We start from the raw sequence: 25,961 nt of genomic DNA, 5'->3' as shown, positions 1-25,961 counted from the left end.
CCTCACCAGCCAAAGGAACGTCGCCCGATGCGAAGAACGCCAGTAGCCCGCGCCGCCCTGCTCCTCCTGCTGCTCGTCGCCGCGCTCGTCGCCGGCTGCGGCAGCAGCGACTCTGGCGGCGGCTCCTCGTCGTCGACCGCCGGCGCCTCCGCTGACGGGGGCGGGGGCGGGGACGACACGTCGATCTACATCAACCAGTTCGCCAAGGGCGTGCGCGCGTTCACACGCCGTGCGGAGGGGATCGTCGACTACGCCGACAGCAGAGGCTGGAAGGTGATCGACAACGCCTACGGCGACAACACGCCCGAGACCCAGGTGCAGCAGATCCAGAACGCGCTCACCAAGCGCCCGTCGGCGATCTTCCTGATCCCGATCAACCCCGCGGCGTTGACGCCGGTGATCGCGCAGGCCAGACAGCAGGGCGTGCAGGTGATCACGATGGGCAGCAACCTCTCCGACCCGGCAGACGTGCTCAGCTTCGTCTCCTACACGCCCGAGTCGATCGGGCGCCAGAAGGCCGCGTTCGTCGCCAAGGCGCTCGACGGCAGAGGCCGCGTGGGCGTGATCGGCGGCCCGCGCGGAGCGAACTTCGCCGAGGGCCAGGCGACCGGACTGAAGGCCGAGTTCGCCAAGAGCCCGGGGATCGAGCTGTTCGACGCGGGCAACAACGACTGGAGCCCGGACGCCGGCTTGAAGGCGACGGAGAACCTGCTGCAACGCACCGGCGGCAGACTCGACGCGATCTACTTCAACAACGACGACCAGGCCGTCGGCGGCATCCAGGCGATCAGAGACCGCGGCATCGATCCGAGAGCGATCGTCACGGTCAGCTCGGACGCCAGTCCCGCCGCCGTCGACCTGATCAGAAGAGGCGACCTGACGTACACGACCAGCTCGTGCAGCTTCGCGGCTGGCCGGCTGGCCGCCGACCAGCTCGAGGCTCACCTCAGAGGCGAGACGCCGCCGAAGGAGGTGCCGGTCAAGCAGCTGCCGGTGACGAGCAGAAACGTCGACGAGGTGCTCGGGCTGCCGGACGACGAGTGCGGATCATGAGCGGGCGCTTCGCCGCCGAGCATCTCGTCCACGCCTACGGCTCGGCGGTGGTGCTCCACGACGTCGGCTTCGTGCTCGAGTGTGGGCGCGTCGCCGCGCTCGTCGGCGAGAACGGCTCCGGCAAGAGCACGCTGCTGAAGATCATGACCGGCGCGTTGACCCCCAGCGACGGCCGCCTGCGGATCGACGGCGAGGAGGTTTCGTTCGGCGGCCCCGCCGACGCGGGACGGGCCGGGATCGCGGTGGTGCATCAGGACTACAACCTGATCGGCGACCTCAGCGTGGCCGAGAACGTCTACGCGCTGGGGCACACGCTGCCGCGGCGCGGCATCGCCCGGCGGGTCGACCGCCGCAGGGTCGACGCGATCGTCGGCGGGCTGCTCGACGGGCTCGGCATCGAGATCCCGCCGGGACGGCTCGTGCGCACGCTCGACGCCGTCGAGCGCAAGTTCGTCGAGATCGCGCGGGCGATGGTCGTGCGGCCGCGCTTCCTGATCCTCGACGAGCCGACCGCCTCGCTGGAGCCGGCCGCCGCGGCGCGGGTGCTCGCGCTGATCGAGCAGCTGCGCGACGGCGGCACGGGCGTGGCGCTCGTCAGCCACCGCCTCGACGAGATCATCCGCGTCAGCGACGAGGTGACGGTACTGCGCGACGGCCACCGGATCGCGACGCTGGCGGCCGAGACCGTCGACGCGGACGAGCTCGGCCGCCTGATCGCCGGACCGAAGGCGCAGCGGACCAGCGGGCGCGCTTCCCGCACGCGACCGGGCAGCGACCGCCGGCCCGTCCTGAGCATGCGCGGGACGCGCATCTCGGCGACCGCGCCGGCGCTCGACCTCGACGTGCGCGAGGGTGAGATCGTCGGGCTGACGGGGCTGCTCGGCTGCGGGGCCGCGCAGCTGCTGGCGATGGTCGGCGGCGCGGTGCCGGCGAGCGGCGCGATCGAGGTCGACGGCCGCGCGGCGCGAATCCGGACGCCGATCGACGCGCAACGCGCCGGCGTCGGCTACGTCGCGGAGGATCGCAAGGGCGCCGGGCTCGTGATGGAGCTGAGCGTGGCGGACAACATCGCGCTCGCGTCGCTGGAGCGGACCTCGCGCGGGCCGTTGCTGGACCGGCCGCGGATCGACGCGCAAGCGCGCCGCTTCCGCGACGAGTTCGACATCCGCCTCCCGTCGATCCACGCGCCCGTGCGCTCGTTGTCGGGCGGCAACCAGCAGAAGGTGCTGCTCGCCCGCCGGCTTGCGGCGAGCCCGCGCGTGCTGGCGATCGACGAGCCGACCCACGGCGTCGACGTCGGCGGCAAGGCACAGATCCACGCGCTGCTGCGCGCGCACGCCGAGCGCGGCGGAGCGGTGCTCGTCGCCTCGACGGACGTCGACGAGGTGCTCGACCTCTGCGATCGGGTCGGCGTCATGCGTCACGGCATGCTCGCGTCGCTGGGCCCCGCCGACGAGCTGTCCCATTTCGACCTCACCATGCTCGGCGTGAAGGAGGCTGCATGAGCGCCCTGAGCGACACACGCGACCGGCTGCTGGAGCGCTCGCGGGTCGACGGCTGGTTTGACCTGCTGTTCGTCCCCATCGTGCTGCTGCTGATGGTCGTCTACCTGTCGATCACCAACCAGTACTTCCTCGACTCGATCAACATCAGAAACATCCTGCTGCAGGGCTCGGTCCTGGCGCTCGTGTCGTTCGGGATGACGTTCGTGATCCTGACCGGCGAGCTCGACCTGTCGGTCGGCGCCGTCGTCGCGCTTAGCAGCGTCGTCGCGGCGTACGTGATGCGCGACACCTCCGTCCTGATCGGTTTCGCCGCGGGCGTCGGTGTCGGCGCCGTCGTCGGCGCGGTCAACGGCTTCATCGTCACGGTCCTGCAGGTGCCGTCGTTCATGGCGACGCTGGGCACGATGGTGACGGCGCAGGGGATCGCGCTCGCGGCGACCGACGGAACCGTGATCGCGCCGCTGCCGCCCGGCGTCGGGACGCTGGCGACCGGCACCTTCCTCGGCGTCAACTGGCTGATCTGGCTCACCGTCGTCGTCTTCCTGCTGCTGTTCGCGCTGCAGACCCAGACGCGCTTCGGCCTGCGCGTGTTCGCGATCGGCGGCAACCGCGAGGCCGCCCGGCTGGCGGCCGTGCCCGTCGCCCGCGTGCGCTTCCTCGTCTTCATGCTGAGCGGCGTGATGGCCGGCCTCGGCGGCGTCGTGCTGACGGCCCGCGTGCAGTCCGGCCAGCCGACCGCGGGCGGTCTGCTCGCGCTGACGGCGATCGCGGCGGTCGTCGTCGGCGGGACCGACGTGTTCGGCGGCAAGGGCTCCGTCGTGCGCACGGCCTGGGGCGTGCTGCTGATCTCGGTGCTCACCAACGGGCTCGACCTGATGGGTGTCAACGACGATCTGCAACAGGTCGTCGTGGGCGTCGTCTTCGTGCTGGCCGCGTCGACCGGCTTCGTGCGGCGGCAGTTCGGCCGGCGGCGCCGAAGAGCGTTGGTCGCCGTCGAAGAGGAGCCGCGCGAGCTCGCCGTGCCGGTGCAGGGAGCGTCGACATGAGCGGGCCGCTGATCGTCGCGGTCGTCGGCTCGGCCGAGGGCGGGACGACCCAGACACTGGTCAGACAGGTGCTCGATGGCGCCCGTGCGCACGGCGCCACCGCGGACGTCTTCTGCGTCGGCCGCGGCGCCTACCTGGCCGAGGTGGCCGCCGCGGCGCGGGAGCGGGCCGCGGCGGCCGACGCCTTCGTGCTCGGCACGCCGATGTACCGCTCGTCGTTCACCGGGGTGCTGAAGCAGTTCCTCGACGAGCTGCCGCGCGTCCCGCACGGCGATTTCGACAGCGTGCTGCTGGGCAAGCCGGTCGCGGTCGTGGGGACCGGCGGCTCCGACCATCACTACCTCGGCATCGACGCCCTGCTCGGCATCCTGCCGCGCTTCTTCGCTGCCTACGCCGTCCCGCCCGGCCTCTACGGCCGTGCCGACCAGATCAGGGACGGAGCCGTCGTCGATCCGGCACTTCGCGCCGCCGCGGACAGCCTCGGAGCGGCGACGGTCGCGTTGGCGTCGAGCGTCGGCGCCGACCTGCGCCTGAGCGCCGTGCGGCCCCAGTTCTGACCATGTCGCGCTCGATCGGACAACTGACGCGCCCGTCGACGGACGGTGTCGCGCAGCAGTGCGCGCTGCGGCGCGGGCAGCCGCTGACGGTCGGCGAGGTCGTCGTCGTCGCGGCCGAGGCGGTCACGCCGGAGCTGCTCGGGACGCTGCTCGAGCCGGACGCGGAGCCGCTCGTCGCAGTGGGCGCCGACGTCTACGAGCGGCTTGGGCTCGGGCACGACGGGACCGCGGTCGTCAACGCCTTCAGCGTCAGGACGGGGCGGACGCTCGACGACCGTGCGCGCACGATCCGTGCGCTGGCCCGGCGCGACGCCTCCGCGACGGACTTCTTCGCGCCCGGGCACGTGCGCTGCGTGCGGGGCGAGCGGGCCGGGTCCGACGTGTCGGCGGCGCTCGAGCTGCTGCGCGGCGCCGGTCTCGCAGCGGCCGGGCTCGTGGTCGACACCGGGACGGACGATCGCGCGACGCGTGCGGGCGGCGGACGCCTCGATCGCGCTGCGCCCCCGCCAGCGGACGTTCCGCCGCTGCCTGCGCCTCCGCCACCGGACGCCGAGACGTTCCGGGCGGTGCTCGGGCACCTGCCGACCGGCGTGACGGTGATCACCGCGGCCGGACCGGTCGGGATGGCGTGCAACTCGTTCTGCTCGGTCTCGCTGAGACCGGCGCTGGTCGCGTTCTGCGCCGCGACCACGTCGAGCACGTGGCCCCGAATTCAGGCGACCGGGCGGTTCTGCGTCAACGTCATGGCCTGCGGCCACGGCGACCTGACCCGCGCCTTCTCCCGGCGCGGCGTGGATCGCTTCGCGGACGTCGCCTCCCACCAACGCCTCGGCGGTCCCGGGCTCGACGAGGCGGTCGCGTGGATCGACTGCGAGATCGAGGCCGAGCACCGCGCCGGCGACCACATGATCGTCGTCGGCCGCGTGATCGGGCTCGAGGCGGCGGCCGAGCGCGAGCCGCTCGTCTTCTCACGCGGCGGCTTCGGCCGCTACGTTCCGGAGTAGGGCTGGCCCAGCGCGGCGCGGCGCGCGGCGGGTCGGGTCATCTCAGCTCGTAGGTGCGGGTGCGCACGACTTTGCGGCCGGTGAGGTCGCGGACGACGAGTCTGATGGCGGCGGTCATCCGCTGGCGCCGCTCGAGGGCCGCGACGACGATGTCGGTGCCGCGCTCGGTCGGAGCGATGTTGCTGACGGCCGGGCCGGGGAACTCGCGCGCGATCGGCTCACTCGTCAGCAGGATCGGCTCCTTGCGGCCCCTGATGACGATCCGGCCGGAGAGCGTGCCCTTGCACGGCCGGTCGCAGCTGACGACGGGGGTGACCGCGAACGCCTCGCGGAACCGCAGCTGCCGCTTGCCGGCGAGTCTGATCACGAGGCGCTCCTGCTTGTCCTTGCGCACGTCGCCGCAGGCGGCTGCGCCGGGCGCGCCGAAGCGCTGGACGCGGTGGTTGCCGGCATCGGCGACGTACAACGTGCCGCGGCAGTCGGTCGCGATCGCGTTGGGCTCGGTGAGCTGGCCGGGCTGGCTGCCGGGGGACTGGCCGACAGCTCCCTTCAACGAGCCGGCGGGATCGAAGGCGAGGATGCGGGACATGCGGCTGTCGGCGACGTAGACGGTGTCGCCGGTTGTGGCGATGTCCGACGTCGTGCCGAAAAGCCCGTCGGAGGTGTCGGTCGCACCGCCGAAGCGGGTGAAGGTGGACGGGGGCGTGAGGACCGCCACCTCGTCGCCGAGCGCGACATAGAGGTTCGCGCCGATCGATCCGATCCCGCGGGAGGAGATCGGCAGCTCGCCGACCCAGTTGCCGCCCGGTCCGAACCGCCCGATGCGGTCGTTGCCGGAGTCGGAGACGAGCACCTCGCCCGACGAGGTGAAGTCGATCGCCTCGACATTGCCGATCTGCCCGGGTCCGCTGCCGCCGGAGGCGAAGCTGCGCAGGTATCTGCCCAGCGGGGACCAGACGCTGATGCGGGTCCGCTCGCCGCTCTCGGCGACGTAGACGTTGCGGTCGGGGCCGACGCCGAGCGCGGTCGGGTCGGCGATCGCGTCGACGATCTCGTCGGCGTCGTAGCGGTCGTCCTCGTCGGCGGGCACGCCGAACTGGCGCACGAGCTTGCCGGAGGTCGTGAACTTCTGGACGCGGCCGGGGCCGGCGGAGAGCTCGTCGAGCACGTAGACGTACCCGCGCGAGTCGACGTCGAGGTCGATCATGTCGCCGAAGCGGCCGGGCGTGGGGTCCTTGTCGGCGAGCACCGATCCCCAGCGACCGATCAGGCCCTGTGCGTCGGCGGACGCCGCCAGCGCCGAGCTTGCGATCCCGGCTGCGGCGAGCGCGGCGGAGAGGGAGGTGAGACGCCGCACGTCTACTGCCCTCGCGTCCAGCTGGGACCGGTGAGCGTCGCGCCCCGCTTGACCAGCTTGGGCCGTCCGCCCTTGACCGCGCGGGTCAGGATGTCCTTGCCGCGTTGGAAGGCGACCGTCTTGCCGTCGGGGCTGAAGATCGGCGTGTCGTCCTTGGTGCCTTCGGTCAGGTTGCGCAGCTTGCGTCCGTTGGCGGCGTTCCAGATCTCGATCCGGCCCTCGAAGTCCATGTCGCCGTTCTCCGGCGGGACAGGCTCGGAGACGACCGCCAGATAGCGACCGTCGGGGGAGGTGGAGGGGCTGGAGTACGCCCGTGCCGGATCCTGCGCGACCGTGCGCGTGCAGTCGCCGTCGTCATCGATCACGCAGATGTAGTCGGCCTCGCCCTCTTCCGGCTCCGTCTGGGCGACGAGCTGGGTGCGGTACCAGCCGGCGGTGGTCGACGGTCTCCCGTGCGAGTCGGCTTCGCGCTCGCTCAGACCCTGGCTGTACAGATTGGTGTACGTGACAGGCGTGCAGATGTAGTTGAGGTTGAAATCGGTGAAGCACTGCTGCGAGTTCACGCGCGCGAACCACGAGACCGAGCGTCCGTTCGGACTGACGGAGAGCCCGTAGGTGCCATAGCCGCTCTGGTCGAGCTCGTGCCGGCCGCGTCCGTCGCGCCCGCTGCGGAAGAGGTCTCCGTCGTAGACGAACGCGAGCGTCTGCCCGCTCGGCGAGGCCGCGACCGACGCGTACTCCTTGTCGGTCGAGCGGCGCAGCACGATCGTCGATCTGCGCGTCGCGACGTCGATGCGGCAGACGTTCGGGCCGCACAGCGCGTAGATGCTCCCGGCTGCGCTCTCGCGCCCGCCGGGCTTTCTCGCGTCCGCCGACGCGGCGAGCGCGGCGAGCGCGAGCGCCGCTCCGGCGACTCCCGTCGCGACGCCCGAGCATGACCTCGACGTACCTTCCAGCATGGGTGAGATGACCTCCGTCCGACGACCGGCAGCACCATATCCAGAGGAGTCGGCAGAAGGGCAGCGGGAAGCGGTGGGTGTCCGCGCTCAGACGCTCCCCGGCCGCGCGTGTGGCATCGCGTCGCCAGGGCAGCCGCTGCCGGCGACCTGTGAGCGCGTGGTGCGTCGGGTCGGCGCTCAGACGGAGACGAGCGTGACCGTGACGCGACCGGGGTTGCCCTGCTCGCCGGGCGCGATGAAGTCGATCACGTAGGCGTTGCGGCGCAGCACCACGTCGGCTGCGGTGATCGTGATCGCACAGCGGTCGGCACCTCTGAGCACGAACGTCCCCACGACCGGCGTCGTGCCGCTGGGCGCGCGCACGACGATCGAGCCATAGCCGACGAACCCGACGGTTCTGGTGATCTTCGGCGTGACCGTCCGCTCCAGCGGTGTGTAGCTCGTGGTCGAGATCAGCTTTCTCACCAGCCGGCCGGCGGCGGCGTTCTCTCTCGCCACGGCGGGCAGGACCGACTGACATCTCGCGGCCGCCTGCGCGCCCGCCGGTGCCAGCGCAGCGCCCACGATGGCTGTCCCCGCTGCTGCGGCGACGATGTGACGGAATCTGCTGTGCATCTCGTTGCTCCTTGCTCTGACGTTGTTCTCAGGTACCGACCGATCGACGGTTCAGCTCCGATGCGAGCGGGGCTGGTCGGTCAGCCGCGCGCAGCGCCCGACGCCGACCGTGAAGCGGGCCGTCGCGAGCTTGGTCCTGCTGCCGTGGGCGCCGCGAGCGGTGAGGCGCAGGGCGTAGCGACCGGCGGCGAGGCCGTGGTCGTGACGCACGTCGCGCAGCGTCATCCGGGTCAGGCCTGCGGGCAGCTTGCGGCTGCCTTGTCGCACGACGCGCTCACGGCCGCCACGGCGCAGGAGCACGTAGTCGACGGTCGCCGCGGCGGAGAGGCGGAAGCGAAAGAACGGGACGCGTCTTGCGCTCGGCGGGCGCGGCACCAGCCAGCCGCTGCGGTCGACACACTGCGCGCCTGCCGAGAGATGAGCGATCGTCGGGGCAGACGGTCGCGAGTCGGCTGGAGGCCGGCCCGTTGCCGCCGGGAGCCCGGGGCAGCTGCCGTCCGTGCTGGGCGCCGCCCCGCTGGGGCAGGCGATCGGGGGGCCTGGGCAGCGGCCGTCCGCATCGGCCGCCGCTCCGTCGGGGCACGCGACCGGCGGTCCGGGGCAGCCGCTGGCGCCGGCCGCGCTGCCGTCGGGGCAGGCGATCGGGGGGCCTGGGCAGCGGCCGTCCGCATCGGCCGCCGCTCCGTCGGGGCACGCGACCGGCGGTCCGGGGCAGCCGCTGGCGCCGGCCGCGCTGCCGTCGGGGCAGGCGACAGGGGGCTCCTCGACTGTGACGCGTGTCGGCGGGGAGAGCCGGCTCGGGTCGCCCAGCTCGCCTGTGTTGCTCGCGGTCAGCTGATGCTCGCCCGGGGTGAGCGTGGCGGTCGTGCTCCAGGCCCCAGCGGCGTCGGCCGCGGTGGTCGCGATCGGGACGGCGTCGGCCAGCACCGTGAGACTTGCCAACGGGTCGGCGGTGCCGGAGACCACGACCGTCAGCCCGTCGACGGTCGTCGATGCGATCACGGGGACGGTCCCCCCTCGGAGTCGCAGGACGAGGTGCAGCGTCGACTCCCTCTGGATGTTGTAGTCGGCGAGGGTGCGGCCGTCCTCCAGCTGCTTGCCGGCGAAGATCAGCCGCTGCTGGTCGGGCGGGATCCCTTCCTTGTCCTGGATCTTCTGCTTGACGCTTTCGATCGTGTCGCTCGGCTCGACCTCGAGCGTGATCGTCTTGCCCGTGAGCGTCTTGACGAAGATCTGCATCGCCGACGCGGCCGCCACCGGGCCCAAGAACGCGAGCAGCGCCGCAAGGAGTCCTGCCAGTGCGAGCCGTCTCATAGCGGCATCGTGCCACACCTCAAGCGGGCGCAGGAGGGGAGCTGGACAGACGTGCGGGCGCAGCAGCGGCGACAGGCCCCGAACAGACGCGAGAGCTGCCGGCCTACGACATCGATCGTTGAGCGGATCATCGCACCGGACGGACGTTTCGCAGGGGGTCCGTCGTATGACTGCGTCGCTCAGACGTGCATCCCCACAGGTCGACACCTCAAGCATGCCGCTCGTCGTCGCGCTCGAGTCTCGTCAGCCGTCATGAGCGACCGTGACGTAGATCAGCGTGTCGCCGCATTCAGCGCTGCGGCGATCTTCGCGGGCGCGGCGTTCCTCGGCGTGACCGAGAGCCTGATCCCGGGCGGCGAGTCGTTCTCCCCGGCCCCGGGATTGGCTGCCGGTGCGCTGATGCTGACCGCTGCACTCGCCGGGCCGCGGATGCCGCGCCTGGCGCTGGCGTCGCTCGGTCCGTTGGGCGCGGCGCTCGTCGCGGTGGCGCTCGTTCAGACGCACGAGTACGGCGACGGGGCCGTCCTGTACATGTTGCCGGCGTTGTGGATGGCGCTCTTCTTCGGCGTCGGCGGGACGGCGTTCATCGTCGTCTGGATCGGCGCGGTGCAGGCCGTCGCGCTGGCGCTGATGCCCGCGGGGCAGGGGAATGTGGATCGGTGGCTCGACGTGCAGGTCGCGGTGCTGGTCGTGGCGTTGGTGGTGCGCGTGCTCGCGACTCGCAACGACCGGCTCGTGAAGCGGCTCGTCGATCAGGCGCGCGTCGACCCGCTGACCGGTCTGTTGAATCGGCGCGGGTTCGACGAGCGGATGGCGGTCGAGCTGTCGCGCGCGATCCGCGAGCGGGGCTCGGTCGCGATCGCGACCTTCGACCTCGACCACTTCAAGCGCGTCAACGACGAGCACGGTCACGAGATGGGCGATCGCGTGCTCGCGTGGGTCGGGCAGGTGCTCAGCGAGCAGGTGCGCGGCATCGACGTCGCCGCGCGGTTCGGCGGGGAGGAGTTCGTCGTCGCGCTGCCGCGCACGGACCGGTCCGCGTGCGTCGCCCTCGCCGAGCGCGTGCGCACGGCCGTCGCATCCGGCGGCGGCGGTCGCGCTCGCTTCGGGATCTCCCCCGAGCTTCGCGTGACTGTCAGCGGCGGAGTCGCGGCGGCGGTCGCCCCGATCGACGTGCAGGCGCTGCTGGCCGCCGCGGATCGGGCGCTGTACTCCGCCAAGGACGCGGGACGGGACCGCATCGCCGTCGACTGGCCCGCCGCGTGGCCGGATCGCTTGCATGGAGAGGTGCGCGATGCCGGGTAGCCGGGTGCTCGACGGGTTCCGTCTGGCGGCGCTGCGCGACAGTGGCCTGCTCGACATGCCGCCGCAGGCGTCCTTGGAGCGTCTGAACCGGCTCGCGGCCGAGCTGCTCGGCGTGCCGGTGTCGCTGGTCTCGCTCGTGGGGGAGAGACGCCAGTTCTTCGCGGGACAGACCGGGCTGTCGCAGCCGTGGGCCGCGCACCGCGAGACGCCGCTGTCGCACTCGTTCTGCAAGCACGTCGTCGCCCGCGACGCGCCGCTGCTGATCGACGACGCGCGCACCGATCCGCTGGTCGCCGACAATCTCGCCGTGCGCGACCTCGACGTGATCGCGTACGCCGGGGTGCCCTTGCGGCTGGACGGCGGGGAGACGCTCGGATCGTTCTGCGCGATCGACAGCAGACCGCGCTGCTGGAGCGGCCGCGACCTGCAGATACTGACCGATCTCGCGGCATTGGCCGCCGATGCGATCGAGCTGCATCGCGCCCGCACCGTCGATCCGCTCTGCGACCAGCTCACGGGGCTGCCGGGTCGTGCCCTCTTCGAGACGTTCCTCGCACGCGCACTGGAGCGCGTCGTGCGCCGGGAGGGAGCGGTCGCGGTCGTCGCGCTGGACCTGATGGACTTCCGTCTCATCAACGACGCGCTCGGACACGACGCGGGCGACACGCTGCTGCTCGCCGTCGCCGACCGCCTGCGCGACACGCTGCGCACCGAAGACGCGGTCTGCCGCTCAGACGCGGACCACTTTCTCGTGCTGTGCGACACGGTCGACGACGAGGCCGACGCGCTGCGCGTCGCCGAGCGCCTGCACACGGCGATCACCGCTCGTCCCTACGGGCTCGGCGCGGAGCCTCAGCTGATCACCGCGAGAGTGGGCCTCGCCGTCTCGACCTGCGCCGACGCGGTCCTCGACCCGGCCGAGCTGATCTCGTCCGCGACGACGGCCCTCGCCGACGCCGACGCCGCGGTGGCGCGCACGGACCGCTCCTGCCGCGCGAGAGCGGGCAGCCGGCTGCGACTGCGCAACGCGCTGCACGGCGCGTATCGCCGCGGCGAGATGACGCTCGAGTACCAGCCGCTCGTCGACTTGCGGACCGATCGCGTCCGCGGCTTCGAAGCGCTCGCCCGCTGGCATCACCCGCAGTTCGGCAACGTGGCCCCGTCGGACTTCATCCCCGTCGCGGAGGGGTCCGGCGAGATCGTCGCGCTCGGCGAATGGATCCTCCAGCGCGCCTGCGCCGACCTCGCCCGCTGGCGGCGCCAGCACCCTGACGCGGATCTCTCCGTCGCGGTCAACATCGCGCCCGTGCAACTGCGCACCGCCACATTCTTCGACACCGTCGCCACGGCACTCTCCGACACCGGCGTCCCGCCCGACGCGCTCACGCTCGAGGTCACCGAACGCACGCTGCTCGACGATCGCACCGCCCACGCACAGACGATGCACCGCCTCCGCCGACACGGTGTCAGGATCGCGCTCGACGATTTCGGCACCGGCTACTCCTCGCTTGCCTACCTCACGCGCTTCCCGATCGACCTGCTGAAGATCGACCGCTCCTTCGTCGCGGCGCTCGGCGACCAGCAGAACGCCGCCGCGCTCTTGCACGGAATCGTGACGATGGCGAACGGAATGGACCTGCGCACCGTCGCCGAGGGCATCGAGACCGAGACGCAGCGCGAGCAACTCCGCGATCTCGGCTGCACGTACGGCCAGGGCTACCTGCTTGGCCGCCCGAGCGTCGCCTCCGAGATTCCCGGACTGCTGTGAGGGTCCGGATCGCGGCACGATCGTCGCGCAGGAGCTGCGGGGCGATGGCGTCGATCCAGCGCCGCGGATATCCGACGCGGCGGGCGAAGGGGCGCTTCGCGCGCGGCCGGGCCGCGCTCACGCTCGGCCGATGAGGGCGCCGATCGCGTCGAGCGTGATCTCGGCGGCGAGGGCCGCGTCCGACGGATGGGCCCGTTCGAGCGGCGAATGGCTGATGCCTTCGTCGCAGGGCACGAAGACCATTCCCGTAGGACGGTGCGCGGCGACGCACATCGTGTCGTGCGCCGCACCTGACGGCATGGCGCGGAACGGCTCACCGCAGCGCTCGGCCGCAGCGTGGAGCGCGTCGAGAATCGAAGTATCCATCGGCGTGGCCGGCACGTGGACCCGCCGGCGGTAGACGGCCTGCCCGCCGCGCCCGAGCGCGGATCGCTCCGCGAACGCGACGATGTCGCGCATGACGACGGCGACCGCCTCGTCGTCGGTGCCGCGCACGTCGAGCGACATCCGGGCGCCACCGGGCACGACGTTGATCCAGCCCGGCTCGAGCGTGAGCTCTCCCACGGTTCCGACCGTGCCCCTGCCGGCCGCGATCGCAAGGCGCTCGAGCTCGACGGTCGTCTCGGCGGCGACGAGGGCGGCGTCGACCCGCATCCGCATCGGCGTGGCGCCCGCGTGATCGGCGCGACCCTCGATCGTGACGTCACCGTGCTCGTAGCCGGCGATCGCCGTGACCAGGCCGATGGGTTCGTCCGCGTCGTGCAGCACGCGACCCTGCTCGATGTGGATCTCGATCCAGCCGACGAGATCGTCGAGGAAGCGGCCCGACGCGCGCCAGTCCTCGGGCGCATAGCCGGCATCGCGGGCGTGCTCGAAGAAGGTCCGCTCGTCGTCGATCGCGCGGATCTGCGCCAACTCGTCATCCGAGATGAGGCCGGCCATGATCCGGCTGCCGAGCAGCATCTGCCCGAAGCCGGATCCCTCCTCCTCGAGGAAGGCGATCACCTGCAGGGGATGGTCGAGGCCCTGCTCGCGGTTCATCCGGCAGATCTCGAGGGCGGTCACGACGCCGAGGGTGCCGTCGTACGCCCCTCCGTTGCGGTTGGAGTCGCAGTGTGACCCGATGCCGAACACCGGTGTCCCGCTCTGTCGATTGCGAGCGACGAACGTGCCCACCGGATCGTGCTCGACGGTGAAACCGAGCGCTCGGAACTCCGTCGCGAGGAAGTCGAGTGTGGCGCCGTACTCGGGGACGTAGGCGTACCGGCGGATCGCGTGATCCGCGGACGTGTAGCGCGGTCCCGACAAGACGTCGATGTCGGCGGCGATGCGTCCGGTGCTGCGGAGACGGGCGTCGAACTGCAAATCGGACACAGGCTCCCTCACGGTGGCAAAGTAAGAACGATATGCGTACAAACGCTACCGAGGGCGCGCGCACCGGTCAACGGGTCGTTCCTCCTGTGCGTACGCATGAAAGTCCTTGTACAAAGGGATAAGTTGACTGACTATGGGCGGCGCGCCGGGTATGCAGAGCGCGAGTTGGGGAGGCATTGACAACGGGCAAAGTCATGTGAGAGTGTCCAAAACGACAACGTTATTAGTACCGGTGCGAGAGGTTGTCAGCTCACCTGGCACGCCGTGACGCATCGCCGCCCGAGCCGGAGGTTCGCATCCATGCGCAAGCTCAACGATCAAGGCGCACCCGTCGCCACACGCGACCGCGGGCACGGCGCGGCACCGCCCCGAGGCACGCCGCCGACCTGGCCCGAGCGCCTCGCCGCCGCGATCTGTCGCAAGGGGGGGCGCGACCTCCCGCGGCGGACGTGAGGACGCCGACCATGGTTCTGGTTCGCGGCGGCCGCATCATCACCGAGGTCGACGACTACGTCGCCGACATCCTCGTCGACGAGGGTCGCATCGTCGCCATCGGACGCAAGATCGAGCCGCCTGCCGGGACGGAGGTGGTCGAGGCGGCGGAGCGCCTGGTGCTGCCCGGCTGCGTGGATCCCCACACGCACATGGACATGCCGTTCGGGCCGACGTTCACCTGCGACGACTTCACCAGCGGCACCGTCGCGGCCGCCTTCGGCGGAACCACCTGCCACGTCGACTTCTGCATGCAGCAGCCGGGGCAGTCGATCCCCGAGGCGCTCGACGCCTGGTTCGAGAAGCTGCGCGTCGCGCCGCCGGTCGTCGACGTCGGCTTCCACGTCGCGGTGACCGACCTGTCGTCTCCCGCGCGCATCGACGAACTGCGCGAGCTGCCGGGTCGGGGCATCACGAGCTTCAAGGTGTTCATGGCCTACAAGGGCTCCTTCATGGTCGACGACGCCGGCCTCCTGCAGACGATGGAGGTCGCCGCGGAGTCCGGCTCGCTCGTGATGACGCACTGCGAGAACGGCGACGTCGTCGACCTGCTCGTGCGGCGCGCGGTCGCGGCCGGGGACGTGAGCCCACGCCACCATCTGCTCACGCGGCCGCCGCTCGTGGAGGTCGAGGCGACCGCGCGCGCGGTGCGGCTCGCCGAGCTCGCCGGCGCGCCGCTGTACGTCGTACACGTCTCCTGCGGGGAGGCGGCGGCGGAGATCGCCGCGGCCCAGCGGCGCGGCCAGGCGGTGTGGGGCGAGACCTGCACCCATTACCTGGTGGTCGACGACAGCGTCTTCGCGACCGACGACTTCGCGGCGGCCCGCTACGTCTTCAGCCCGCCCGCGCGCGATCGCAGCGAGCACGACAGGCTCTGGGACGCGATCCGCGCGGGCACGCTCTCGGTGATCGCATCCGACCATGCTCCGTTCAGCTTCGAGCAGCGTGAGCTGGGTCGCGGCGACTTCTCGAAGATTCCCAACGGGGCGGCGGGCGTCGAAGAGCGTCTGCTCGTCGTCCACGAGCTGGGCGTCCGCGGCGGCCGCATCAGCCTCAACGAGATGGTCGGGCTGCTCTCGACGCGTCCGGCGAAGCTGTTCGGCCTGTACCCGCGCAAGGGCACGATCGCCGTCGGCGCCGACGCCGACCTCGTGATCTTCGATCCCGAGCTGAGGCTCTCGATCGGTCCGGAGTCGATGCGCACCCGCTGCGACACGTCGGTCTTCGACGGCATGCAGGTGACCGGCGCTCCCGAGACCGTCCTGGTGCGCGGCATCCCGGTGGTCCGCAACCGTGAGCTGGTCGCCGAGCCCGGGACGGGGCGGTTCGTGAAGCGCGGTGCGCCGATGCTCGGAGCGACACCAGCGCGGGTCGCCGCGGAGGTGGCGCGATGAGCGCCGAGGCGAGACAGCCGCTCGAGGGGCGCGTCGCGCTCATCACCGGCGGCGCCCGCGGTCAGGGGCGCTCGCACGCGCTCACGCTGGCGAAGGCCGGTGCCGACGTGGCGATCTGCGACATCGCCGGCCCGATCGACACGATCGAGTATCCGCTCGCCACCCCCGGCGAGCTGGCCGAGACCGTCAGCCTGGTCGAGGGGGCCGGCCGCCGGTGCCTCGCAGCGGTCGCGGACGTGCGCGACCTCGACGCGATGCGGGAGTTCGCGTCCCGCACCGCGAGCGAGCTGGGCCGCATCGACGTCGTCGTCGGCAACGCCGGCGTCTACAGCCACGCTCCCAACACCTGGGAGCTGACCGAGCGGCAGTGGGACGTGATGCTGGACGTCAACCTCAGCGGCGTGTGGAAGACCTGCGTCGCGGCGATCCCGCACATGCTGGACGGCGACGGCGGCGCGATCGTGCTGATCTCGTCGGTCAACGGGCTGCGCGGCGTTCCCGGGGTCGCGCACTACAACGTCGCCAAGCACGGACTCGTGGGGCTCGTCCGCACGCTCGCGATCGAGCTGGCTGCGCACGGGATCCGCGTCAACGCGCTCCATCCGACGGCCGTGCGCACGGCGATGGTCGAGAACGACGTGATGCCGCGGGCATTCGCCACGATCGAGGCCGCCGGCATCGATCTGCGCAACCTGCTCGACGTCGAGATGCTCGACCCCTCCGACGTCAGCGATGCGCTGCTGTGGCTCGTATCGCCCTCGGCCAGGCACGTCACCGGGATCTCGCTGCCCGTCGACGCGGGGAACCTCGTCCGATGAGCGGCACGTCAGCGAAGCAGGAGGAGCCGATGCATCCGCCGGTCGCAGCCGCCAACGCCCTGCTCGGGAGATCTCCGCAGCTCGTCCCGACGCCGATCGACCTGCGCTTCTACGAGCGCGCGATCGCGGCGCTCGACGGGGCGCCGACTCGCTGGCAGACCACGCTCGACGATCTCAGCGGCGCCGCGATCGAGGTCGCCGCGGGCGAGACGATCTCGATCGAGCTGCTCGAAGGCCCGCAGATCGTGAACATGTTCGCCTTCAACCGCGCCGACCCCGATGAGCGCATCTGGCACCAGACGGTTCTGCGCGAGGGCCTCTGGATGCGCAGGCTGACGCGAATCTACGGGACGATGGCGCGGTCGCGCCCGCTGCTGACCGTGCTGCGGGACACGGTCGTGACCGATCCGCGCGGCCCGTTCGGCCAGCACCACATCTACTTCGGCGGCTCGGGCACGCCGGCCGAATGGCGCTTCGCCGGTGGACCCGACGGCGTGCGGACGACATGGGAGCAGTTCGCCGGTGCGCTGGAGGACCGCGGCCTGGACCCATCGATCCTGATCGAGCACGTCTGCCTGTTCCAGAAGTCGACGATCGAGCGCAACGCCCAGCGCGTCCAGATCCTGCCCTCGGATGCTCGGGCCGGCGACGTGGTCACGCTGTTCGCGGAGATCGACCTCGTCGTCCTGCTGGCGCTGAGTCCCTACGTCGACGGCACGCGACCGGCTTCGGCGCCCGGCCTCCCGCAGCCCCGGCCGGTCGCGATCCGCGTGGGAGGCAGAATCGCCGAGCCGCTCGGTTGGCCCCACCCCGACATCTCCTATCCCGACCTCTCGCGCTACCTCGACGAGCGCGGCGTGCGCACCCGCGAGGTCGTCCCGACGCCGGGAATCGACTATCGCCTGAACCCGACCGAGAAGGAGCACGCGTGACCATCGGCGAAGCGGTGCTCGAGCGGGCCGAATACCCCTTCGACTCCGCCTTCTATGACGACCTCTACCGGCGCCGGTCCTCGTTCGCGCTGGTCAGCGAGCACGACACCGAGGAGACGGGCTACGGCTTCCGCGTGCGGGCGGGGCAGGCGTGGCGCCTGACGCTGCTGGAGGGCGCGCAGATCCTCGACGTCTGCATGGTCAACGGCGACGATCCGCGCGAGCGCTTCTTCAGCGCCGCGCAGATGTCCAACGAGGGCGGCAAGGTCACACGCGGCATCCGGCTGTGGGGCACGCCGCCGCGCAGCCGGCCGCTGGCGACCTGCATCGCCGACACCGTCCGTCCGCGCGAGAACCCGCGCGCAACGCGCGACCATTACGCCTACGGCGCGCACTGCAACGCGCACCTCTGGCACCTGTACGCCGGGGTGCACCACCGGCCCTGCTACGACAACCTCCGCTACGGCTTTGCGCAGATGGGTCTCGACCAGTACGCGGTCCACGACAACGTCAACCTCTTCCAGAAGGGCGCGTACGACCCCTGGACCGGCGCCCACCTGGTCGAGGAGAGCGACTCGGTGCGCGGCGACCACATCGAGTTCTTCGCCGAGATCGACCTGATCGTGTCGGTGTCGCTGTGCCCCAACGGCGCCGGCTCGGACGCGCTGCGCGGTTCCTGGAGCGAAAGCGGGCCGACCGTCCCGGTCCACCCGATCCGCGTCTCGATCCTCGACACCGGCAGCACCCCGCTGCGATGGCCGCCGACCGACATCTCCCGCACGTCCCGGCCTGTCACGACGGCGCACCGCGCCGCGACCACGAAGGAAGTGAATCGTGAGTAGCCACGTGTCACCAGCAGACCCCGCCGACGGGCCCGCTCCGAGCCTGTACGAGCGCAAGGCCACGGGTCTGGTCCGCTCGATCTCGCTGCGGTCGAGCGTCTTCTTCAACGTCACGACGGTCGGAGTGATGTGGTCGGTGCTCGCGCTGACCCAGATCGCGGGCGCTTTCAGCGACGCCAACCCGCTGGTCACGGCGGTCATCGCGTGCGTCCTGTGCCTCTTTCCAGTGCTCCTGTACGGCGTCTTCACAGCGGCGATCCCGCGGTCCGGTGGCGACTACGTGTGGGTTGGTCGGACGTTCCACCCGTGGGTCGGTCTCGCGGTCAACGCCAACGCGACCACTTGGTTCGTGCTCGCGAACGGCTTCCTCGCCTTCCTCGTCGCGCAGGACGCCCTGCCGACCGCCTTCGCGACGCTCGGCACGGCCTTCGGCTCGGACACGATCGCCGGCTGGTCGGTCACGATCTCGCAGAAGGGCTGGACCTTCGCGATCGGCGTGGCGGTGCTGCTGGGCGCGGGCCTGCTCGCCGCCACCGTCTCGATGCGACGAGCGATGAAGGTGAACGCCGTCTTCTTCTTCGTCACCGTGGCCGGTCTGCTCGTGGCCATCCTGGCGCTGCTGTTCTCCGATCGCGGCGACTTCGTCTCCGGCGTGGCCCAGGCGGGGGGAAGCTATGACGCGATCGTCGCGGCCGGTCAAGCGGCCGGATTCGGGAGCGGCGACTACTCGTTGTGGGCGTCGCTGCTGGCGATCCCGCCGCTCTACCTGGCGCTCGCCTACACGGTGGCGGGCGCCTACACGGGCGGGGAGGTGCGCACGCCGCGTCGGACGGGCATCCTGGGCCCGCTCATAGCCTCGCTCTTGGTGGGCGCGATGGTGATCGTGGCCTTCGCTCTCTGCAGCCGCGTGATCGGCTTCGAGTTCATCGGCTCGGCCTCGCATCTGAGCGGGAGCGGCGACCCCGGCTACACGCTCGGCCAGGGGGCGTCGTTCTTCTACTTCGTCACGCTCGTGACGCACTCCAAGATCGTCCTGACGATCCTCGCGATCGCCTACTTCGCCGCGCCGATCTCCACGATCCTGGCGACGGCGCTGTTCGCGACCCGCAACCTGTTCGCGTGGTCGTTCGACCGGATGCTGCCGGAGAAGGTCGCGGAGGTCAGCCCGCGAACGGGCACGCCGGTGGTCACGCCGATCATCGTGACGGTCGTCTCGATCCTCTACCTGATCTTTCTCGTGTGGGGGAGCCCGACCTTCAGCGCGGCGTTCGGAGCGATCATCCTGGGCACGACGATCTCGTTCATCGTCACGGCGATCGCGGCGATCGCGTTCCCGTTCCGGCGCCGCTCGCTGTACGCGTCCTCGGCAGTGCGCGGCAAGATCGCGGGCCTGCCGGCGATCACGCTCGTCGGCGGCTTCGCGCTCGCCGTCTACCTGTTCGTGTTCTACTCTCTGGTCTCGCAGGATGCGCTCGGCGTGAACAACTCGACTGGTTTCATCGCCACCGCCATCGTGCTGACCATCTCGCTGGTGTTCTATCCGATCGCCTATGCGATCAACAAGAGCCGGGGCGTCGACCTCGCGCTCGTCGGACGGGAGCTGCCGCCCGAATGACCCTCTTCAAGCGACGCCGCGAGCGCGGCATGCGCATCTTCTTCGCGACCGACGTGCACGGGTCGGAGCAGTGCTTCCGCAAGTGGCTGAACGCGCGCGAGGCGTACGAGGCCGATGTGCTGATCCTCGGCGGGGACGTCACCGGCAAGGGGCTGGTGCCGATCATCGACCACGGCTCCAGCTGGACGGCCGTCGTGCGCGGCGTCAGCGAAACGGCGAGCACGGCAGGCGAGCTCGCCGAGCTGCAGCGCAAGATTCGGATGATGGGTCTGTACGACCTCGTCGTCCAGGCCGACGAACAGGCGGCGATGGACGCGGATCCCGAGCTGCTGAAGACGCGCTTCGAGGCCGCGATGCGCGACAGCCTGAGACGCTGGACCGAGCTCGCGGCCGAGCGGCTGCCGGACGGCTACCCCGCCTACATGATGCTCGGCAACGACGACTACACGGTGTTCGAGGAGGTGCTGCGCGAGGCCGACGCGATCCGATACGCGGAGGACGGCATCCATGCGCTGCCCGACGGCTGCCAACTCGTCTCGCTCGGCTACTCGAACCCGACGCCATGGAGAACGCCTCGCGAACTCACGGAGACGGAGATCACCCGTCGCCTGGAGGAGCGGCTGAGAGAAGTCGCCGACCCGCGGCGGGTGGTCCTCAACGTGCACTGCCCGCCGCACGACACCAAGCTCGACCGGGCTCCGCTGCTGGACGAGCTGATGCGGCCGATCGTCGGCGGTGACGGCGGCGTGGAGCTGGGGCCGGTCGGCTCGAGCGGCACGCGCGAGGTGATCGAGCGCTGGCAGCCTGCCGTCGGCCTGCACGGCCACGTGCACGAATGCGCCGCGGGCGACCAGCTCGGACGGACGCTGTGCGTGAACCCCGGTTCCGACTATCCGGTCGGCGCGCTGCGCGGAGCCATCATCGAGATCGACCGACAGGGGGAGGTGCTGCGATGGCAGCTGACGCAGGGATGACAGGGCCACCGGCGTGCGAGGCGGTGCGTCATGGCTGATGCTGCGGCCCAGGTGGCCGAGGGTGTGGAGATCGTCGAGAGCTGCCGCGCCGCCGGGGCCGCGGTGCGCCTCATCGGCGGCGCAGCGATCGCGCTGCACAGCGGCCGCGGCGATGCGCCGCATCGCGCGTTCAGCGATCTCGACCTGATCGCGGCGCGCCGCTCCACGAAGACGCTGACGCAGGTGCTGGAGGCGCACGGGTTCGAGGGCGAGCGCCAGTTCAACGCGCTCAACGGCGACCGACGGCTGGTCTTCCACGGGCCCGCGGGGAAGCTCGACGTCTTCGTCGACCGCTTCGAGATGTGCCACGAGATCCCGCTCGTCGAGCGCATCGAACTGGACACCCCGACGATCACCGTCACCGACCTGCTGCTGACCAAGCTGCAGGTCGTGGAGCTCAACGAGAAGGACGCCCAGGACGTCGCCCTGCTGCTGACGGCGCACGAGTGCGGGAGCACGGAGGGCGATGTGGTGAACGTCGACTACCTCGGTCGCCTGCTCGGCAACGACTGGGGGCTGTGGCGCACCTTCACGAACTCCCTGGAGACGGTCGCCGCGACAGCGCCGGCGGTGCGGCCGCGGGCCGACCGCATCCTGGAGGCCGTGGAGGCCGCGCCGCGAACACGCAGATTCAGGCTGCGCGCCCGCATCGGAGAGCGCAAGCGCTGGTACGACATCCCCGAGGAGGTGGGCGGGTGACCGCGCCGACCGCCGGCAACGACGGCATCCCGAGACTCGGCGACGTCGCCCGCCTCGCCGGTGTCTCCGTCTCCACGGTGTCACGCTACGTCCGCAGACTCCCGGTCCGACGACCGGATGAGATCGCAGCCGCGATCGAGCAGCTCAACTACCGGCCCAACGAGATCGCGCGCGGATTGCGCTCGCGTGTGACGCACGCGATCGGGGTCGTCGTCGCGGACATCACCAATCCGTATCTCGCATCGGTGGTGCGCGGCATCCAGTCGGTCGGCGGCACCAGCGAGTACAAGCTCTACCTCGCCGGATCCAGCGAACGCCTGCCCGAGACGATCGCCGACCTCGGCAGCCGCATCGACGGCTTCATCTGCGCAGCGGCCTCCGAGCCCGAGGTGGTCGAGGCGCTGCGCGCGACCGGTCAGCCGACCGTGCTGCTGGAGTTCGAGCCGATCGGTCATCCGCATCCATTCGACGTCGTCGTGGTGGACGACTTCGGGGGCGCGCGCCTGGCCGGCGATTACCTGCTGCAGCTGGGGCACAAGCGGATCGGCATCATCGGAGGCCCGATGACCACGTCGCCGGGCAAGCAACGTCACGACGGATTCGTCAGCGCGCTGGACGCGGCGGGCCTGGAGCTCGACGAGTCGTACGTCGAGTACGGCGACTTCAGCGCTGCGTCCGGCTACCAGGCCGCCGCGCGTCTGCTCTCCCGCGATCGGCCGGCGACGGCGATCTTCTCCGTCAACAACATGATGTCGCTCGGTGCGCTCAAGTACATGCACGACCTGAAGGTCAGGATCCCGGGCGACGTCGCCTTCATCGGCTTCGATCCGATCGATTGGTCTGAGCTGATGCACCCCGCGCCGACGACGGTCGAGCGACCGCGCAGCGAGCAGGGGGCGATCGGCATGCGGCTGCTGCTGGATCGGATCGCGGGCAGGGGCCCCACGGGGCCCCGCCGGATCGTGCTCGACGCGCACCTCGCCGTGCGCGGGTCGTGCGGGCCGCCTCCCGCGGATGCGAGCTGAGCGGGAGGCGGCCCGCACGACCCGCGTCCCCCCGCCGACTGTCTGAAATCGCCCTTGAAAGCTCGTCACCGGATGGTTAACATTGTGTACTAAGAACGTTATTAGTAGCTCGGACGAGGACGCCAGCGTTGAGTAGAGATCGAAGTACGCAACCGCCGGGGCAGACGCTCGCCGATCGCCCCGAAGGTGTGTCGGATGGCGATTTCAGTCTGGAGGTCTATGCGTGCATGGTCCGCATCCGCCGCTTTGAGCTGGCGCTGGCCGACCTCTTTCAGGACATGCGCCGCCGCATCGCCGCGGCGGGCGGCGATCGCCTGCGCGTCTTCGACGACCCGATCGCCAGCGCGGAGGCCGAGCTGCAGGGCAATCTCGAGAGCGCGGTCGGCCAGGAGCCGGTCGCGGCCGGGATCCTGCACCTGCGCGCCGACGACTACCTCGGCTCGACGCACCGCTCGCACCACGTGGCGCTGGCCAAAGGCGTCTCGCTGCGGCGGCTGGTCGCCGAGCTGTTCGGCCGGGTCGACGGCACCAACCGCGGCAAGGGCGGCGACTTCAGCCTGCACGACACGACCGTCAACTTCGAGACCTCGGTGATCATGGCTCAGCTGCTGCCCGTCGCCGCCGGCCACGCGCTCGCGGCGCAGACGCAGGGCCGCGACGCGGTGGCGATGGTGTGCCTCGGCGAGGGCGCCTCCAACCAGGGCACCTTCCACGAGGCGCTCAACCTCGCGAGCCTGTGGAAGCTGCCGGTGGTCTTCGTGGTGGAGAACAACGGCTACGCGCTCAGCGTCCCGGTGGCGTCCAGCGCCGCCGTGCCGCGGATCGCCGAGCGCGCCGTCGGCTACGGACTGCCCGGCGTGCACGTCGCCGGCAACGACCCGATGGCGATCTCGGCGGCGGCCGCGGCAGCGATCTCACGCGCGCGTGCGGGCGAGGGTCCGACGTTGCTCGAGGTCGAGACCGATCGGATCCGCGGCGGCTTCGAGGGCGACAGGCAGCAGTATCGCGACGCGGCTGAGCTCGACGCGGTTCGTCAGCGCGACGCGCTCATGCGCTTCGAGCGCGAGCTTCTGGACGCGGGCGCCTTGGACGAGCAGCGCCGGCACGCGATCCAGGATGCGGTCGACGCCGAGATCGCCGACGCGTTCGCGTTCGCGCGCGACAGTCCTTATCCGCCGGTGCAGGACGCAGCTCGTCACGTGTTCGTCGAGTCGCGCTCGCCGGTCGCTGCCGGGAGCGCCCGATGAGCGGGGTCGGCGGCCCCGCGTCTGTCGCGGCCCGGGCGATCACGCAGGTCGAGGCGATCCGGGAGGCGATGCTCGCCGAGATGGAGCGTGACGAACGCACGATGCTGTTGGGCGAGGACGTCGTCGGGTTCGGCGGCATCTACGGTCAGTACGCGGGCCTGCGCGAGCGCTTCGGCGCCGCGCGCGTGCGCGACACGCCGATCTCCGAAGCCGGCTTCATCGGCGCCGCCGCGGGCGCGGCCGTCGCGGGGATGCGACCGATCGCCGAACTGATGATCGTGGACTTCTTCGGCGTCGCGATGGACCAGATCGCCAACTACGTCGCCAAGGTCCATTACTCCTCGGCGGGAACGCGGCGAGTCCCGCTGACGCTCATCACCTCGGCCGGCAACCCGCTGCGACAGGGAGCCACCCACGGCCAGACGCTGCACGGCATGTTCGCGCACATCCCCGGGCTGAAGGTCGCGCTGCCGGCGACCTCCCACGACGCCAAGGGCATGCTGATCTCGGCGATCCGGGACGACGACCCGGTTCTCTACATGGTCCATCGCGCGCTGCTCGGCGAGAGCGGGCTGCCCGGGGACCCCGACGACGCGCTGCGCAACCCGGCGGTCGCGCGCGAGCCGTACGAAGTCGAGTTCGGCAGAGCGGCGGTCCGCCGCCGCGGCAGCGACGTGACGATCGTGGCGTTCTCGTTGATGACGCACACGGCGGTGCTCGCCGCGGACGTCCTCGCCGAGGAGGGCATCGAGGCCGAGGTGCTCGATCCGCGCACCCTCGTGCCGCTCGACACCGACGCCATCCTCGAGTCGGTCGCCAAGACCGGGCGCCTGCTGGTGCTCGACGAGGACTACCGCAGCTTCGGTGCCAGCGGGGAGATCGTCGCCCGCGTCGTCGAGAGCGGAGCGGTCGCGTTGAAGGCGCCGCCGCGCCGCCTCGCGCGGGCCGATCGCCCGATCCCGTACAGCCGCGTGCTCGAAGCCGCTTCGCTTCCAGGTCCGGACGCGGTGGCCGCAGCCGTCCGTGAGCTCGTCGGCGCGGCCTGAGCCAGTTCGCATTCCATCCCCAGCCAAGACATCGGAGATCTCATGGATCGTTTGAAGGGCAACGTTGCGTTCATCACCGGCGGCGCGCGCGGTCAGGGTCGCGCGATGGCGCTGAAGTTCGCGTCCGAGGGCGCCGACGTCGTCATCTGCGACATCTGCAGCGACGCCGAGACCGTGCCGTATCCGCTCTCCACCAGCGCGGATCTGGCCGAGACGCGCAGCCGCGTCGAAGCGCTCGGGCGTCGCTGCGTGGCGGAGGTCGCCGACGTCCGCAGCCAGGAGCAGCTGGATCGCGTGGTCGAAAGAGGCATCGACGAGCTGGGTCACATCGACATCGTCTGCGCGAGCGCCGGCGTCCACAGCTTCCTGCCGTTCTGGGAGATGCCCGAGGAGATGTGGCAGGAGGTCATCGACACCAACCTCACGGGCGTCTGGCACACGGTCAAGGCCGTCGCGCCGCACATGATCGAGCGCGGCGAGGGCGCGGCGATCCTGACCTCTTCGGTGATGGGCAAGGAGACCGGTCCGGACCTCGCGCACTACGCCGCCGCCAAGCACGGCGTGATCGGGCTGATGCGCAGCTTCGCCTTCGAGCTGGGCCCGCACAACATCCGCGTCAACGCGATCCTTCCCAGCGTCGTGCACGACAAGATGGGCGACAACCCGGCGACGCGCGAGTGGGTCTTCGGGCGCTCGGATGCGACGACCGAGGACTACGTGGCGGCCACGCGCAACTGGCATGTCCTGCGCGGCCGCGCAGCGCTGCCGGCCGCCGCGATCGCCGACGCGGCGCTGTTCTTCGCGTCTGCCGAGTCCCAGCACATCACCGGCACCGAACTGGTCGTCGACGCGGGGCACAGCATCCTGCCCGGGTTCAACCACACCCCGATCCACGACGAGCGCATCGCGGTCGGCCCGTACCCCAACGACGGCGTCACGGTCGGTTAGCGCGGCCCCGGTCCTCGGCGACGAAAGCGAGCT

General features: G+C 71.0%; 22 protein-coding genes and 1 pseudogene. 18 read left to right on the top strand and 5 right to left on the bottom strand.

Translation table 11 applies throughout. From position 1 onward, the window contains the following. Nucleotides 1-27: 27 nt before the first annotated feature. From Q7L65_RS07305 to Q7L65_RS07285, 5 genes are read left to right on the top strand one after another with little or no spacing between them, the layout of a single operon-like run. Nucleotides 28-1,053, top strand: a complete 1,026-nt coding sequence (locus Q7L65_RS07305) for a sugar ABC transporter substrate-binding protein (protein ID WP_304719876.1) — start codon at nt 28-30, stop codon at nt 1,051-1,053. Further along, the gene (locus tag Q7L65_RS07300; RefSeq protein ID WP_304719872.1) at nt 1,050-2,558 is read left to right on the top strand and encodes a sugar ABC transporter ATP-binding protein; all 1,509 of its coding nucleotides are present in this window, start codon (nt 1,050-1,052) and stop codon (nt 2,556-2,558) included. The genes Q7L65_RS07305 and Q7L65_RS07300 overlap by 4 nt, the downstream gene beginning before the upstream one ends. Further along, nucleotides 2,555-3,604: an ABC transporter permease gene (locus Q7L65_RS07295; protein WP_304719870.1), complete on the top strand. Its 1,050-nt coding sequence runs from the start codon at nt 2,555-2,557 to the stop codon at nt 3,602-3,604. Before Q7L65_RS07300 ends, Q7L65_RS07295 begins: the two co-directional genes overlap by 4 nt. Next, nucleotides 3,601-4,161, top strand: a complete 561-nt coding sequence (locus Q7L65_RS07290) for an NADPH-dependent FMN reductase (RefSeq protein ID WP_304719867.1) — start codon at nt 3,601-3,603, stop codon at nt 4,159-4,161. Before Q7L65_RS07295 ends, Q7L65_RS07290 begins: the two co-directional genes overlap by 4 nt. Before the next feature lie 2 nt (nt 4,162-4,163). Then, nucleotides 4,164-5,165: a flavin reductase gene (locus Q7L65_RS07285; protein WP_304719864.1), complete on the top strand. Its 1,002-nt coding sequence runs from the start codon at nt 4,164-4,166 to the stop codon at nt 5,163-5,165. A 37-nt stretch (nt 5,166-5,202) separates the two neighbouring features. Here Q7L65_RS07285 and Q7L65_RS07280 read toward each other — a convergent pair whose 3' ends face one another. From Q7L65_RS07280 to Q7L65_RS07265, 4 genes are all read right to left on the bottom strand, one after another. Further along, nucleotides 5,203-6,522, bottom strand: coding sequence for an NHL repeat-containing protein (locus Q7L65_RS07280; protein ID WP_304719860.1), 1,320 nt, complete (start codon nt 6,520-6,522; stop codon nt 5,203-5,205). 2 nt (nt 6,523-6,524) lie between these two features. Beyond that, the gene (locus tag Q7L65_RS07275; RefSeq protein ID WP_304719859.1) at nt 6,525-7,481 is read right to left on the bottom strand and encodes a hypothetical protein; all 957 of its coding nucleotides are present in this window, start codon (nt 7,479-7,481) and stop codon (nt 6,525-6,527) included. A gap of 177 nt (nt 7,482-7,658) precedes the next feature. Further along, on the bottom strand, nt 7,659-8,096 hold the full coding sequence (locus tag Q7L65_RS07270; protein WP_304719857.1) for a hypothetical protein: 438 nt from the start codon (nt 8,094-8,096) through the stop codon (nt 7,659-7,661). 51 nt (nt 8,097-8,147) lie between these two features. Next, the gene (locus tag Q7L65_RS07265) at nt 8,148-9,410 is read right to left on the bottom strand and encodes a ubiquitin family protein (protein ID WP_304719855.1); all 1,263 of its coding nucleotides are present in this window, start codon (nt 9,408-9,410) and stop codon (nt 8,148-8,150) included. 252 nt (nt 9,411-9,662) lie between these two features. Here Q7L65_RS07265 and Q7L65_RS07260 point away from each other — a divergent pair, with 252 nt between their 5' ends. Then, nucleotides 9,663-10,715 carry a GGDEF domain-containing protein gene (locus Q7L65_RS07260; RefSeq protein WP_304719852.1) on the top strand — a complete coding sequence of 351 codons (1,053 nt, stop codon included), beginning with the start codon at nt 9,663-9,665 and terminating at the stop codon, nt 10,713-10,715. Next, nucleotides 10,705-12,483: a bifunctional diguanylate cyclase/phosphodiesterase gene (locus Q7L65_RS07255; RefSeq protein ID WP_304719850.1), complete on the top strand. Its 1,779-nt coding sequence runs from the start codon at nt 10,705-10,707 to the stop codon at nt 12,481-12,483. The genes Q7L65_RS07260 and Q7L65_RS07255 overlap by 11 nt, the downstream gene beginning before the upstream one ends. A gap of 117 nt (nt 12,484-12,600) precedes the next feature. On the opposite strand, the gene Q7L65_RS07250 is transcribed toward Q7L65_RS07255, so the two are convergent. After that, the gene (locus Q7L65_RS07250) at nt 12,601-13,857 is read right to left on the bottom strand and encodes a Zn-dependent hydrolase (RefSeq protein ID WP_304719848.1); all 1,257 of its coding nucleotides are present in this window, start codon (nt 13,855-13,857) and stop codon (nt 12,601-12,603) included. Between the two features lie 464 nt (nt 13,858-14,321). On the opposite strand from Q7L65_RS07250, the gene hydA reads away from it, so the two are divergent. The 11 genes and pseudogenes from hydA to Q7L65_RS07195 all read left to right on the top strand — a co-directional run bounded on the left by hydA (nt 14,322) and on the right by Q7L65_RS07195 (nt 25,928). Further along, on the top strand, nt 14,322-15,743 hold the full coding sequence (gene hydA / locus Q7L65_RS07245; protein ID WP_304719845.1) for a dihydropyrimidinase: 1,422 nt from the start codon (nt 14,322-14,324) through the stop codon (nt 15,741-15,743). Next, nucleotides 15,740-16,561 (top strand): mycofactocin-coupled SDR family oxidoreductase, encoded by an 822-nt coding sequence (locus Q7L65_RS07240; protein WP_304719843.1) that lies wholly within the window; start codon nt 15,740-15,742, stop codon nt 16,559-16,561. Before hydA ends, Q7L65_RS07240 begins: the two co-directional genes overlap by 4 nt. Continuing rightward, entirely contained in the window at nt 16,558-17,493 is a 936-nt protein-coding gene (locus tag Q7L65_RS07235; RefSeq protein ID WP_304719841.1) for an urea carboxylase-associated family protein, read from the top strand. The genes Q7L65_RS07240 and Q7L65_RS07235 overlap by 4 nt, the downstream gene beginning before the upstream one ends. Continuing rightward, complete coding sequence (locus tag Q7L65_RS07230) at nt 17,490-18,335, top strand: urea carboxylase-associated family protein (protein WP_304719838.1); 846 nt, start codon at nt 17,490-17,492, stop codon at nt 18,333-18,335. Before Q7L65_RS07235 ends, Q7L65_RS07230 begins: the two co-directional genes overlap by 4 nt. A gap of 4 nt (nt 18,336-18,339) precedes the next feature. Further along, entirely contained in the window at nt 18,340-19,950 is a 1,611-nt protein-coding gene (locus Q7L65_RS07225) for an APC family permease (RefSeq protein ID WP_304719836.1), read from the top strand. Then, nucleotides 19,947-20,924 (top strand): metallophosphoesterase, encoded by a 978-nt coding sequence (locus Q7L65_RS07220; RefSeq protein ID WP_304719834.1) that lies wholly within the window; start codon nt 19,947-19,949, stop codon nt 20,922-20,924. Before Q7L65_RS07225 ends, Q7L65_RS07220 begins: the two co-directional genes overlap by 4 nt. Nucleotides 20,925-20,951: 27 nt before the next feature. Next, nucleotides 20,952-21,662, top strand: a pseudogene (locus Q7L65_RS07215) (nucleotidyltransferase family protein); the annotation flags it as partial. Beyond that, nucleotides 21,659-22,687: a LacI family DNA-binding transcriptional regulator gene (locus tag Q7L65_RS07210; RefSeq protein ID WP_304719829.1), complete on the top strand. Its 1,029-nt coding sequence runs from the start codon at nt 21,659-21,661 to the stop codon at nt 22,685-22,687. The pseudogene Q7L65_RS07215 and the gene Q7L65_RS07210, both read left to right, overlap by 4 nt. Nucleotides 22,688-22,914: 227 nt before the next feature. Beyond that, on the top strand, nt 22,915-23,934 hold the full coding sequence (locus Q7L65_RS07205; RefSeq protein ID WP_304719827.1) for a thiamine pyrophosphate-dependent dehydrogenase E1 component subunit alpha: 1,020 nt from the start codon (nt 22,915-22,917) through the stop codon (nt 23,932-23,934). After that, the gene (locus Q7L65_RS07200; RefSeq protein ID WP_304719825.1) at nt 23,931-24,980 is read left to right on the top strand and encodes an alpha-ketoacid dehydrogenase subunit beta; all 1,050 of its coding nucleotides are present in this window, start codon (nt 23,931-23,933) and stop codon (nt 24,978-24,980) included. The genes Q7L65_RS07205 and Q7L65_RS07200 overlap by 4 nt, the downstream gene beginning before the upstream one ends. 42 nt (nt 24,981-25,022) lie before the next feature. Further along, nucleotides 25,023-25,928 carry a mycofactocin-coupled SDR family oxidoreductase gene (locus tag Q7L65_RS07195; protein WP_304719823.1) on the top strand — a complete coding sequence of 302 codons (906 nt, stop codon included), beginning with the start codon at nt 25,023-25,025 and terminating at the stop codon, nt 25,926-25,928. Nucleotides 25,929-25,961: the final 33 nt, after the last annotated feature.

Origin of the sequence: Conexibacter sp. CPCC 206217 (assembly GCF_030646165.1) — a bacterium.
Taxonomy (GTDB): domain Bacteria; phylum Actinomycetota; class Thermoleophilia; order Solirubrobacterales; family Solirubrobacteraceae; genus Conexibacter.
Note: the sequence above shows the minus strand (reverse complement) of the source record. Positions and strands in the feature narration are given on the sequence as shown.